The following is a 13604-nucleotide window of genomic DNA, read 5'->3' on the forward strand; positions in this document are numbered from 1 at the left end:
TCTTCGTCCGTACGACGCGGCGACGGTCGGTCCCGGTGGTGCGCGCGGGCCACGCCGGCCCTCTTCGTCCGCACGACGCGGCAACGGTCCGTCCCGGTGGTGCACGCGGGCCACGCCGATCCTCTTCGTCCGTCCAACGCGGCGACGGTCGGTCCGGGGCAGGGACGGGCGTCACGGCGGCGCTCTCCGCCGCCCCCTGGCAACAATGCGTCGTGTCGTCAAGTCGCCACCGCTCAGGCCGCTTTGACCGGCGGCACGCTGTCAACATCGGCCGGGTCGTTCCCCTGCGAGCACCGGGAGACCCCCTCCGTGCATCCGAGACCCGCCGCAACCGCGGCCGCCCTCGCGGCCGTCGCCGCGTTCCTGCCCGCCACCGCCGTCCACGCGACGGCCGCCGCCGACCGGGCCCCCGCGTCGGCCCGCGCCCCGATCACGACGGCCGGTGTGCCGCTGCCCACCGGTGACACGGTGACGGTGGAGCGGCGTGGCGACACCGTCCGTTCCGCCACCGTCACCCCCGCGCCGGGCCGTTCGGGCCAGAGCTTCAGCATCACCACGCTGCCCTCCGGGCATGTCAGCGTCGTCCCCGCCGACGCCGAACCGCTCCTCGCCGCGGGCCGGATCGACCCGCGCCTGTTCGACGTCCAGGAGTTGCTGGACGCCGGGTACGGCACGAAGGGGCGCGCCGCGAAGCGCACCGTCGCCATGCTCGTGCAGCACGGCAAGGGCGCCGCCGCCGGACGCGAGGCCCGCAACGCCGCCGGTGACGCCGCGCACCCGGGGCGCACCCTGTCCCGGCTCGGCGTGACCGCCCTCTCGCCCGGCAGCCGCGCCGACGCCGCCACCACCTGGCGGCACCTCACCGCGACCGGCCACGGCCGCACCCTCGCGGGCGGCGTCCGGAAGGTGTGGCTCGACGCCGGCATGCGTGTGGCGCTGGACAAGAGCGTGCCGCAGATCAACGCCCCGCAGGCGTGGCGGGACGGCTACACCGGCAAGGGCGTCACCGTCGCCGTCCTCGACACCGGCTACGACTCCGACCACCCGGACCTGGCGGGCCGCGTCAGCGTCTCGGCGGACTTCACCGGAGCCGGCAGCGCGGAGGACGACAACGGCCACGGCACGCACGTGGCCTCCACCATCGCGGGCGTCGACAGCACGTACCGCGGTGTCGCGCCCGACGCGTCACTGGCCGTCGGCAAGGTCTGCGACAGCAGCGGCAACTGCAAGACGTCCGCCGTCCTCGCGGGCATCGACTGGGCCGTGAACACCGTGCACGCCAAGGTCGTCAGCATGAGCCTCGGCGGTCCCGCCGACGAGACGGACCCGGCGATCGCCGTCATCAACGAGCTGTCGAAGAGCACAGGGACACTGTTCGTCGTCGCGGCCGGCAACGACGGCGAGTCGGGTACCGCCACCGTCGGCGCCCCGGCCATCGCGGACTCCGCCCTCGCCGTCGGCGCGGTCGACTCCGACGACGCGCTGGCCGCCTTCTCCAGCCGTGGTCCCCGCCCCTCCGACAACGCCGTCAAGCCCGACATCACCGCCCCCGGCGTGAGCATCGTCGCGGCGAAGCTGGGCGGCGGCCACACCGCCAAGAGCGGTACGTCGATGGCGACTCCGCATGTGTCCGGTGCCGCGGCGCTGCTCGCGCAGGCGCACCCCGACTGGAGCGGCGAACAGCTGAAGACGGCGCTGATGACCAGCGCCGACCCGACCGCGGGTCTCTCCCCGTACCAGCAGGGAACGGGCCGGGTCGACGCGGGCCGTGCCGTGGAGCAGAAGGTCCTCGCCTCTCCGCCCAACCTGACGACGACCGCGGGCTGGGCGGACACGGCGGGCAAGGACACCGAGCACACCGTCACCTTCACCAACACCGGTGACGAGGAGACGACGCTCGACCTGGCGATCGGCACGCCGCTGTCGCCGAAGGCCCAGCCGGGCAACGCCGCGCAGTTCTCGGTCGACCGGGACTCCGTCACCGTGCCCGCGCACGGCACCGCGACCGCGCAGGTCACCGCCCGCGCCTCGCTGCTGCCGCACGGCCCCTGGTCCGCGATCCTCACCGCCTCGCACGCCGGAACCCCGGTGACCCGTACCGTCCTCGGCGTCAACAGCCCGCTCCCCACGCACCAGGTGACGGTCCGCGCGATCCAGCGCGACGGCGCCGCCGCCACCGGCACCGCGCTGCTGGTGAACCGCTGGACCGGCGACCGCTACCCGGTGCGCCTGACCGGGGGCACCGGCACGGCGTCCGTGCCCGAGGCGCAGTACTGGATCGGCATGACCATCTCCTCCGGTGCCGGCACCGAGCGGACCACCACGATGGCCGCCGCGACCGTGACGCCGCTGGCGGACACCTCGGTCGACCTGGACGCGCGCGACGGCGTCCCGGTCGGCGCCGACGTCCACGACGACAGGGCCGCGGCCACGGCCGTGCAGGCGGCACTCGCCGTCCCTGCCGGCGAGGGCGTCTACACGATGAGCGCGGTGACGACCGGTGCGAACGCGGGCCGCTCGCTCTACGCGGTCCCGTTCGACGCACAGGGCACAAACGACGCCACGTACCGGACGTTCGCCGTGCTCGCGGCCGAGGGCGCCTCGTCGTCCGCGCCGAGCCCATTCTTCTACCACGTGGCCCGGACCTGGACCGGCGGCGTCCCCTCCGACCCGTCCGTCTCGGTGCGCCGCGCGGACCTGACGGACGTGCGCGTCGGTTTCCACGCCCAGGGCGCGCCCGCGGCGGGCACCGCCGGGGCCGCGCCGGACCACGCGTCGCTGCTGCCGGTCTTCATCGACCAGTCGGTCCGCTTCCCGACGACCGTCCACGACTACCGCACGACCGGCGACTGGCTCGACCGGGTCACGATCGCCGGGCGTCAGTCGCTCGCCACCGCGTCGCGGGCGTTCGGCCCGAAGGCGCTCGACCGTCTCGACTTCGCCGCCGCGGTGATCGGCCCGGCCCTGCCGTCCGCGCCCCTGCGCCGCACGGGCAACACGATGGCGTGGACCGGGAGTTCGTGGTTCGTCGACGGTGACGGCAGCCGCGGCGGCACCGACTGGGGCGCCACCGGCACCCTCGCCCTCACCGCCGACGGCGCGCCGGTGAGTTCGTGGAACGCGGTCGGCTCCGGCAAGACGCTGACCGTCCCCGCAGGCAGCCGCCGCTACACGCTCAGCGCCGACCTCACCCGCGCCCAGTCCTACGCCGCGCTGTCCACCCGGGTGCGGTCGGTGTGGGGCTTCGACTCCGCCGCGGACGACGGCTCGGGCACGGTCCTGCCGCTCATGGCCGTCCGGCTGACCCCGCGCGACCTGGACGCGTCCGGTTCCGCGGCACCGGGTGCGACGACCCGCGTCGACCTCGCGGTGCGGCGGGCGCCCGGCGCCGCCGAGGCCACCGTCGGCCGCACCCGGCTCGACGTCAGCTGGGACGACGGCGCGACCTGGACGTCCGTCACCGTCAAGGCCGACGCCACGGGACCCGGTGAGCACGCCGACCTGACCCCGCCGGCCGGCGCGTCCTTCGCCACGCTGCGCGCCGAGGTCTCGGCGAGCGACGGCAGCACGGTGACGCAGACGATCACCCGCGCCTTCGGTGTCGCGCCGAGCACCTCGACCACGCCATGACCCCACCGCATCCCCGCCAGACACGCGAAAGGGCACCCATGTCCCGTTCCATCCCGCGCCCCGGGCGCCGGTGGGCCGCCGCCGCGCTCGCGGCCGGCCTGACCGGCTCCCTGCTGAGTCTCGTGGCACCGCCGGCCCAGGCGGCCGCCGTGCCGCACCCGCTCGGCACGGCCGTCACCGACTCCCCCAAGAAGACACCGCACACGAAGCACGACAAGCTCGGCACGCACGACCGCACACTGCTCCAGAAGGCCGAGAGCAAGAAGCGCAAGACCGTCACCGTGCTGCTCGCCACCGGCCAGGGCGACACCGCGGCGGTCCGCGAGAAGGTCGTCGAACTCGGCGGCCGCATAGGCGAGTTCACCGACAAGCTCGGCTACGTGCGGGCCACCGTCCCCACCGGCAAGGTCACCGCGCTGACCGCCCTCTCCTCCGTACGCGCCCTCGACCTGAGCGAGACGTACAAGATCCCCGACCCGTCGCCGGTCGCCGCGAAGGACCGGAAGGCGGGGGCGTCCGACGGGGACACCCCGGCCGCGCCCGGCAAGGACACCCCGGCCGACAATCCGTATCTGCCGACCGGGGAGACCGGCGCCACCGACTTCACCGCCGATCACCCCACCTGGGACGGCCGCGGTGTGACCATCGGCGTCCTGGACACGGGCGTCGACCCCTCGCACCCCGCGCTGCGGACCACGACCACGGGCGAGCCGAAGATCGCGGACTGGGTGACGGCGACCGATCCGGTCACCGACCCCGACCCGACCTGGTTGCAGCTGAACCTGAAGGTGTCCGCCGTCAACGGCGCCTTCACGTACGGCGGCGTCACCTTCAAGACGCCCACTCCGTCCGGGAGTTACGAGTTCGCGTACTTCGACGAGGACGAGACCTGGGGCAGCGAGCTGGAGGGCGACGTCAACCGTGACGGCGACTACAAGGACCGCTTCGGCGTCCTGTACCGCGCGTCGGATCACACGGTGTGGGTCGACGCGGATCTCGACCACGCCTTCGGTGCCGGGGACGTCGTCGAGCCGTACGCGAAGAGCGGGAAGTGGGCGCGGTTCGGCACCGACGACCCGCGGACGCCGGTCGCCGAGTCGATGCCGTTCACCGTGGAGCACCGCGACGACGTGGACCTGTCCGCGCGCGGCGGCACCAGCGTCGGAAAGACGGCCGACTTCGTGAACATCGGCATCGTCTCCGGCGCGCACGCCACCCATGTGGCGGGCATCGCCGCGGGCCACGGCATGTTCGGCGGCACGATGAACGGCGCGGCGCCCGGCGCGCGGATCGTCTCCGAGCGGGTGTGTCTGTTCGCTTCGGGCTGTACCTCGTACGCGCTCGCCGAGGGCATGATCGACGCCGTCGTGAACAAGGGCGTCGACGTGGTCAACCTGTCGATCGGCGGGCTGCCCGCCCTCAACGACGGCGCCAATGTGCGGGCCGTGCTCTACAACCGCCTGATCGACAAGTACGGCGTGCAGATCGTCTCGTCGGCGGGCAACGACGGCCCCGGCATGAACACCGTCTCCGACCCGGGGGTCTCCGACAAGGTCCTCGCGGTCGGCGCCTCCGTCAGCAAGGACACCTGGTGGGCGGATTACGGCTCGCGGGTGTCGGCGCGGCAGGGCCTGTTCCCGTTCTCGGCGCGCGGTCCCCGCGAGGACGGCGGCATGAAGCCCGAGGTGGTCGCCCCGGGCGCCGCCGTGTCGTCGATCCCGACGTGGCTCGCGGGTGAGGGCGTGCCGCAGACCGGCTACGAACTGCCCGCCGGATACGGCATGTTCAACGGGACGTCGATGGCGTCGCCGCAGGCCACGGGCGACGCCGCGCTGCTCCTCTCGGCGGCGCGCGCGACCGGCAGGAAGGTGTCCCCGGCGGCGCTGCGCACGGCGCTGACCGGTTCGGCCCGCTTCCTCGACGACGTGCCCGCGTACGCGCAGGGCGCCGGCCTCCTCGACGTACCGGCGGCGTGGAAGACGCTCGCGAAGGGCGCGGAACCCACGGCGTACTCCGTCGAGGCCCCCGTGTGCACCGCGCTCGCCGGGCTGCTCGCCACCCCGGGGACCGGCACGGGCATCCACAACCGGTGCGCGGCCGGCGACGGTGGACAGGAGCTCGGCAGGGCCCGTACCTACGACGTCCGGCTCACCGCCGACACCACCGGCACCGCCGAGCTGTCGTGGCTCGGCAACGACGGCACCTTCACCGCCCCGAAGAAGGTGCGGCTCACCGCGGGCGAACCCGCGACCGTCGCCGTCCGCGCGCTGGCCCGGTCGGCGGGCGCGCACTCGGCGCTGCTGCGCGTCGACGACCCGGACACGGCGGGCGTCGACCGGTACGTCCCGGTGACCGTCGTGATCGGCGACACGCCCGACCGGCCGTCGTACGCGGTGTCCGGCGCGGGAAGCGTCGACCGCAACGCGACCCGGTCGGTCTTCGTCACCGTGCCCGAGGGCGCCGCGGCCGTCACGGTCGACCTGTCGCGGGTCGCCGACGGCAGCCAGACCCGGTTCCTCGCCGTCGACCCGCAGGGCATGCCCGTCGAGGACACCGGGGCGGGCCGCTGTTACACGCACTACTCCGACACCGACGACTGCGACCCGAAGACGCGCACGTACGCGCGACCGATGCCCGGCGTCTGGGAGTTCGAGGTGGAGGCGCGCCGCACCTCGCCACGGCTGGAGAACCCGTACCGGCTGACCGCGACCGTGCTCGGGGCCACGTTCGACCCGGCGTCGTCGGTGATCGACGAGAGCGCGGTGCACGCGCCGGCCGAGAAGGCGTTCACCGCCGTCAACCGGTTCGCGCCGGTGACCGCGCACGCCACGGGCGGCGCCCTCGGTGCCCTGTCGCAGGCCACACCGACCCTCACCGACCAGGCGATGACGGGCAAGACGGTGACGGTGCCGCGCGACGCGACGCGCCTGGAGGTGTCGATGGGACACGCGTCCGACCCGGACGCCGATCTCGATCTGTATCTGATCGCCCAGTCCGGCGCGCTGGTCGCGTCGTCGACCAACGGCGGCTCCCGCGAGTCGCTGACGGTCGAGGATCCGAAGCCCGGCTACTACACGCTGTACATCGCGGGCACCTCGGTCCCGTCGGGCTCCACCACCTTCGACATCCAGGACACGCTGTTCTCCGCGTCGCTCGGCGCGGTGACCGTCGACGACGAGAAGCCGGTGCGGCTCGACGCGGGCGAGAAGACCCGGGTGGGCGGCCGCCTCGTCGCCGACACGGCGCCGCCGGCGGGCACACGTCTGGTGGGCCGGTTCTCGCTGGCCGCGGCCGACGGCACCGCGCTCGGCAGCGCGGACGTGCTGCTCGGCAAGGTGACCCAGCCGTCCGCGACGGTCACGTCGTCGTTCGGGCCCGCGGTCGGCTTCTCCTTCGACGACGGCGGGCGGATCGGCGGCTCCCGGCAGGTCTCCGGGGTCAGCCGGCCGATGATCTGGGACGCCGAGCACGGCATGAGGCTCATGGACGACGGGGGCGCGCGCAACGGGTACGTCCTCGGGCAGAGCCGTACGGGCGGCTACGCCACCGGTCAGCTGACCCTCAGCGGCGGTACCCGCGCCGCCCTGTGGGACAAGGACGGCGCGCTCACCGCGCTGCCGCTGCCCGACTGGGAGACGTACACGTACGACCGCGGGTTCGCCGTGAACGCGAGGGGCACGGTCGTGGGCAATGCCACCGGCTACATCAAGAACCCGGCGACCGGCGGAAACCAGCAGGTCAACGACGCGTTCACGTGGAGCGCCGCGGACGGCTTCCGTAAGCTGGAGCACCTCACCGACAACCGGGCGCTGACCGAGCCGCTGGCCATCAGCGACACGGGGGTGGCCGTCGGCCACTCCTCGGTGGGCGGCAAGCGGCACGCCGTGCGCTGGGACGCCGAGGGGCACGCCACCGACCTCGGCACGCTGCCCGGTATGACCGACAGCACCGCGCGCGGCATCAACGCCTCGGGCGAGATCGTCGGTTCCAGCGGCGACGACGCGTTCGTCGTCCGGCCCGGTGGCACGATGACCCGGCTGCCGGACTTCGGCTTCGACGCGAAGGCGCTCGCGGTCAACGACGCGGGCTGGATCGCCGGCACCGCGGAGACGGCGCCCGACACGACGACCGCCGTGGTGTGGGACCCGCAGGGCCGGATGTACGACCTGCACGCCTTGGTCGACGCCTCCCTGTGGGTGCCGACCGAGGGCATCGGCCTCAACAACAGGAATGAAGTGGCCTTCTACGCCATGGACCTGAAGAACGGGGGCGACACGAAGATCCTCGTCGCCGGTCTGCCCGACTGAGCACGGCCGAGCATGGCCGCGACCCCTGCCCCCCGTATCGAGGGGGCAGGGGTCGCGGCCGTTCGAGCTCCTGCTACTTCCCGGTGAACACCGCCACCGTCCGGGCCGGCACCTGGAAGGTGCCCGAACCCTTGTCGTACGAGGCCGACTTGACGGCGTCGTCGGAGCCGGCGGCCTGCACCGGGTGCAGCCGGTACCCGTCACCCGCGACGGCCGCGACCGTCTGCTTCTGCCTCGTCGGCGTGGCGTTGAAGACGATCACCAGGTCGCCCAGGCGCATCGTGATGACGCCCGGCGTCTCCTCCTTGCCGGAGAGCGGGAAGGACAGCGCCTTCTGGACCTGCGCCGCCGAGGACAGGTGGAACGCGGGCTCGGCCGTGCGGATCTTCAGGAGGTCCTGGTACGCGGCCGACGCGCCGTCGATCTGCGCGCAGCCCGGCACCTTCACCGACGCCAACAACGGCTTGGCGTAAGGCCACTTGGACCGGTTGTCGGCGGCCGGGGGCAGGCCGCGGCCGAAGCCGTTGCCCGCGGCGCAGTCCCAGCGGATCGCGTTGAACCAGTCGCCGCTGTCGAAGGAGTTGCGGTCGAGCGACTTCGAGCGGAGCAGGTCGCTGCCCGCCTGGGAGAGGGCCGGGCCCTGCGAGAGCGAGGCGGTGGCCATCGCGAGGACCTGCATCCGGGCCCGGTCGGAGGTCGACGTGCCCGCGGGCAGCTTGTACGTCAGCGCGTCGTACAGGGACTCGTTGTCGTGCGCGTCGGCGTAGGCGAGGGCGTCACCCGGCGCGTCCGCGTACCCGGCCGCCGCGCCGTTGTAGTCGACCTGGGACCCCTTCACCTTCTTGCCGTCGGTGTCGGTGAACTCGTACGCGGCGAGGTTGCCCGACAGGCCGACCTTGATGAGGTCCTGGTAGTGCAGGAGCCGCGCCTTCTGCTGGTCCGACGTGCCGTTCGCCCGGGACGCGTTGGGGTCGGTGTAGAGGCCGGAGGCGAAGCCCTGGACGCCGGGGTCCTCGTCGAAGGGGCCGCCGCCGCGGACCGCGTCGCGGGCCCGGTCGGAGAAGGTGGCGATGCCCGTGCCCGCCATGTTCTTCTGCGTGGCCTGCACGAAGCGGGCGTCGTCGGCGACCTCGCCGAAGTTCCAGCCCTCCCCGTAGATGATGATCTTCTTGCCGTCGACGCCGTCCTTCTCCAGGGTCAGCGCGTCGAGGGCCTTGCGGACCGCGAGGATGTTGGCCTTGGGGTGGTGGCCCATCAGGTCGAAGCGGAATCCGTCGACCTTGTAGTCCTTGGCCCAGGTGACGACGGAGTCGACGACGAGCTTGCCCATCATCGTGTTCTCGGGCGCCGTGTTCGCGCAGCACGTCGAGTTGGCCACGGTGCCGTCGGCGAGGAGCCGCTGGTAGTAGCCGGGGACGATCTGGTCGAGCACGGACGTCTTGTCCTGCCCCGCCGCCGCCGTGTGGTTGTAGACGACGTCCATGACGACGCGCAGACCGTCGTCGTTGAGGGACTTGACCATCTTGCGGAACTCGACGGTGCGGTCGGTCCCGTCCGGGTCGCCGGCGTACGAGCCCTCGGGCACCGTGTAGTGGTAGGGGTCGTAGCCCCAGTTGTAGGCGTCCTTCGCGGCCGTCTTCGCGACGCACTCCTGCTGCTTCTCGCTGTCCGCCGCGTAGGCGCTCGGGTCGCAGTCCGGGGTGGCCTGTTCGGACTTCTTCTCGGGGATCGTGGCGATGTCGAAGGCCGGCAGGAGGTGCACGTACGAGGTGCCGGACGCCGCCAGTTTCCGCAGGTGCTTCGAGCCGTCGCTGCCGGAGTCGGTGAAGGCGAGGTAGCCGCCGCGGTGCTTCGCCGCGACGGTCGTGTCGGCCACCGAGTAGTCGCGGATGTGCAGTTCCTGGATCTGCGCGTCCTTCATCGCGACGGCCTTCGGCTTCGTCAGGGTCGACCAGCCCCTGGGGGCCAGGGACTTGTCGGCGAGGTCGACGACCAGGCTGCGCTGCGAGTTCGCGGTCAGGGCGACGGAGTACGGGTCGGTGACCTTGTTCGTGACGAGCTTCTGGACGCTGGGCGCCCAGACGGTCACCGCGTACCGGTACTCCTTGCCGCGCCAGGCGGCGGCGGAGCCGGTGGCGGACCAGACGCCGCTCGCGTCGTCGCGGCGCATGGCGACGTCCTTGCCGCCGAGGTCGAGGCGCACCGTGTGGGCGGTCGGCGCCCACACGGAGAGGGTGACCTTGCCCTTCGTGAAGACGGGTCCCAGGGACGCCTTCTCGGCGGCGGAGCCGTAGAGGTCGTCCAGGACGCCGGGGATCTGGACGCCGGTGGCCGCGAGGAGGGCGCCGTTCGCCGCGCGCTGCGTCGCGATGAGCTGGCCGCCGAGCGCGTCGCGTACCCGGTCGCGGTCGCGCGCGTCGACGGTGAACGCCGGATAGTCCTTCAGGTGCGGATGAGCGGCCTTCTGCGCGTCGGTCAGCGACGACGGCGTCAGGCGCAGCCAGTGCCCCTCACTGCTCAGCGCGCCGTCCTCGACCGTGATGCCGCCCTCGGGCGCGTACACGAGCTGCTGGCTGGTGGCGGCGGTCGCGGTCACCTTCCAGACGACGGTGTCGGCGTCGATCCACTGCGCCTGCGCCTTGGACAGGTCCAGATCGGTGCCCGAACCGACCGACGGCAGCAGGTAGTCGGTGTCACCGGAGTTCAGCCACACCTCCTTGCCGTACGTGGCGAAGTCGAGGGAGCGGTCGGTGGCGATGTCCTTCTCGTCGCCCTTGTGGACGATGTAGTTGAGGGACGTCGCACCGTCGGCGAGCGGCACCTCGAAGATCAGGCCGTACGCGTCCTCGCCGGTGGGCTGGAGCGGCTTGGACCAGTCGGTGGGCGTCGCGGCTCCGGTCCAGGTGTGCAGACCCCAGCCGTCGTAGTCGCCGTCGGCCCGGTGGACGTGGACGATCGCCTTCTTCTCGTCCTGCGGCGGATACACCCCGTCGGGCGCCGTTGTCGCCTGGGCGTCCTTGCCCTGCTCGACCCAGACCTCCCCGGTCCTGCCGAGGTCGATGGTGCGCCGCGCGCCGTCGGCCGTGCCGGACTTCTCGACGGTGTACGTCAGCGAGCTCGCGCCGTCGGGGACCTTGACCCAGGCGAAGGCGCCGTAGGCGTCGCGCCCGCTGAACTCGGCGGCCTGGCCCTCGGAGGTGAGCTTCCAGCCGTCGTAGTCGCCGTCGGTGCGCCGGTAGTGGACGACGGCGTGGTCGCGGTCGACGGCCGTCGGCTTCTCGGGCGCGGGCGCCTTCCCCGCCGTCGTGTCGGCGAGGGCGCTCGCGGTCCGTCCGGCGCGGTCCACCACCACCGCCTTGTACCGCAGGGCGGTGCCGGCCGCGACCGTGTCGGCCACGTGCTGCGTGATCCGGTACGGGGCATGGTCGACGGAGCCGAGCGTGCGCCATGTGCCGTTGCCGACCTGCGCGGCGAAGACGACACGGGCGGAGGCGGTGTCGCCGGGGTCGGCGGCGAGGGTGACCGTGCCGGTGGCTCCGGCGGCCGGCGCCTTCAGGGAGAGCGTGGGCTTCGCGGCCGGTGCGGGCAGCTTGCTCTCGGCGCGCAGCACCAGGGACGACAGGGCGGGCACGGTGACCTCGACGGTGCCGCCGGTCGCCGTCCGGGTGCCCGAACCCCCGTACAGGGTGCGGAACCTCGCGGACTCGACGGGCAGCTCGACGGTCTTCGGCTCGTCGGCGTTGTTCACGGCGACGACGTACTCGCGGTCGCCTCCGGTGCGCGAGAACGCGTACACCGAGTCCTTCGCGTACAGCTCCTTCTGCGTGCCGTCGGTGAGCGCCGGGTTGTCCTTGCGGAGCTCGGCGAGCGCGGCGATCGTCTTGAAGAGCGGGTGCGTGGTGTCGTACGCGTCGTCGGCGTGGGTGCGGTCGGTGCCGAGTTCGTCGTCGTCGAGGTAGTCGGCGACCTTCGAGGCGAACAGCGTCTGGCGGGCGTCCTTGTCGCCGCCGGCGCCGGTGAAGCCCTGTTCGTCGCCGTAGTAGACGACGGGGTTGCCGCGGGAGAGGAACATCAGCTCGTTGGCGAGCCGGTCCCGGCGGAGGAGTTCGGCGTCGGAGGCCTTCGGGTTGTCGGTCTTGAGGAAGGTGCCGATGCGGCCCATGTCGTGGTTGCCGAGGAACGTCACCTGCTCGTAGGCGTTCGCCTTGTCGGTGGCGTACTTGTAGTCGTCGGCGAAGACCTTGGCGAGCTTGTCGGCGCTCGCGCCCTGCGAGGCGTAGGCGCGGGCCGCGTCCTGGAACGGGAAGTCGAGCGTCGCGTCGAGGCGGCCCCGGGTGACGTACGGCGAGGTCACGTCGGTGTCGGCGGAGTAGACCTCGCCGAACATGAAGAAGTCCTCGCGGCCGCGCGCGGCGGCGTACGTGTCGAGCGCCGTCGCCCACTGCGTCCAGAAGTCCAGGTTCACGTGCTTCGTCGTGTCGATGCGGAAGCCGTCGACGGCGAAGTCCCGCACCCACTTCTCGTAGATGTCCTCCATGCCCTTGACGACCTCGGGACGCTCGGTCCACAGGTCGTCGAGGCCGGAGAAGTCGCCGTACGTGGTCGACTCGCCCTCCCAGGTGGAGTCGCCCCGGTTGTGGTACATGGTCGGGTCGTTGAGCCAGGAGGGGACCATCTCGCCGGTGTTGCGCGGCGTGTACGGGAACGCGTCCTCGTCGACCTCGGCGGTGACGCCCTTGCTGTCGTCGAAGGGGCGGCCCTCGGAGTCGAGGTACGGGTACGCGCCCTTGGGGCGGTAGCTGTACTTCTTCTCGGTGTAGTCGACGGTGTCGGCGGTGTGGTTCGTGATGACGTCGAAGAAGACCTTCATGCCCTTGGCGTGGGCCTTGGCGATGAGGTTCTTCAGGTCCGCGTTCGTGCCGAAGTGCGGGTCGACCTGGGTGAAGTCGGTGATCCAGTAGCCGTGGTAGCCGGCCGAGGCGTCCTTGCCCTCGCCCTGCACGGGCTTGTTCTTGAAGATCGGCGCGAGCCAGATCGCGGTGGTGCCGAGGTCCTGGATGTAGTCGAGCTTCTTCGTGAGGCCCTTGAGGTCACCGCCCTGGTAGAAGCCCTTGTCGGTGGGGTCGTAGCCCGTCGCGAGGCGTGAACCGGTCAGGCCGCCGCGGTCGTTGGACGGGTCGCCGTCGGCGAACCGGTCCGGCAGGACGAAGTAGTACTGCTCCCGCGTGAGGTCGTGGCGGGCGGGCGCGGCGGCGAGCTTCGCGTCGGACGGCGGGGCGGGCGGGGCGGCCGCGCGGGCCGCCAGGGGCTGGGCGAGCGGACCACAGAAGGAGAGGAGCGCGGCGGCCGCGGTGTACGCGGCGGCCCGTCTGTGAGATATGCGGCTCGGGGTGCGGCTCAAGGCGTGAACTCCTCGCGAGGTCAGGGCTCTTGGGGTGGTGAGACGAGGGCGCGGAACCGGAACGCGGGGAGGCGGCACCGGTCCGCCGCGTGACCGTATCGCTTGCAGGATCTTTGCTGCAAGACTCCTGCAACTCACAGCAAGAACTTTCAACAGACCCATTGACGTGACCTTCTCAACTGCCCCACGCTCACGACGCGTTACCTGTGTTCCGGCCCGCGCCAGAGCCCGGCGAAACCGGCCGGAAGCCCCCCCATCAAGACCTT

3 protein-coding genes are annotated in these 13604 nt (G+C 72.3%); 2 read left to right on the forward strand and 1 reads right to left on the reverse strand.

The annotated features are described in order from the left end of the window. The first annotated feature begins 309 nt into the window (after positions 1-309). Both V2W30_RS04395 and V2W30_RS04400 read left to right on the forward strand, forming a co-directional pair. Positions 310-3630, forward strand: coding sequence for a S8 family serine peptidase (locus V2W30_RS04395; protein WP_338693799.1), 3321 nt, complete (start codon positions 310-312; stop codon positions 3628-3630). Between the two features lie 38 nt (positions 3631-3668). Continuing rightward, positions 3669-7937 carry a S8 family serine peptidase gene (locus V2W30_RS04400; protein ID WP_338693800.1) on the forward strand — a complete coding sequence of 1423 codons (4269 nt, stop codon included), beginning with the start codon at positions 3669-3671 and terminating at the stop codon, positions 7935-7937. A gap of 73 nt (positions 7938-8010) precedes the next feature. On the opposite strand, the gene pulA is transcribed toward V2W30_RS04400, so the two are convergent. Beyond that, complete coding sequence (gene pulA / locus V2W30_RS04405) at positions 8011-13338, reverse strand: pullulanase-type alpha-1,6-glucosidase (RefSeq protein WP_425244481.1); 5328 nt, start codon at positions 13336-13338, stop codon at positions 8011-8013. Positions 13339-13604: the final 266 nt, after the last annotated feature.

It is taken from the genome of Streptomyces sp. Q6 (assembly GCF_036967205.1).
Classification (GTDB): Bacteria; Actinomycetota; Actinomycetes; order Streptomycetales; family Streptomycetaceae; genus Streptomyces; species Streptomyces citrinus.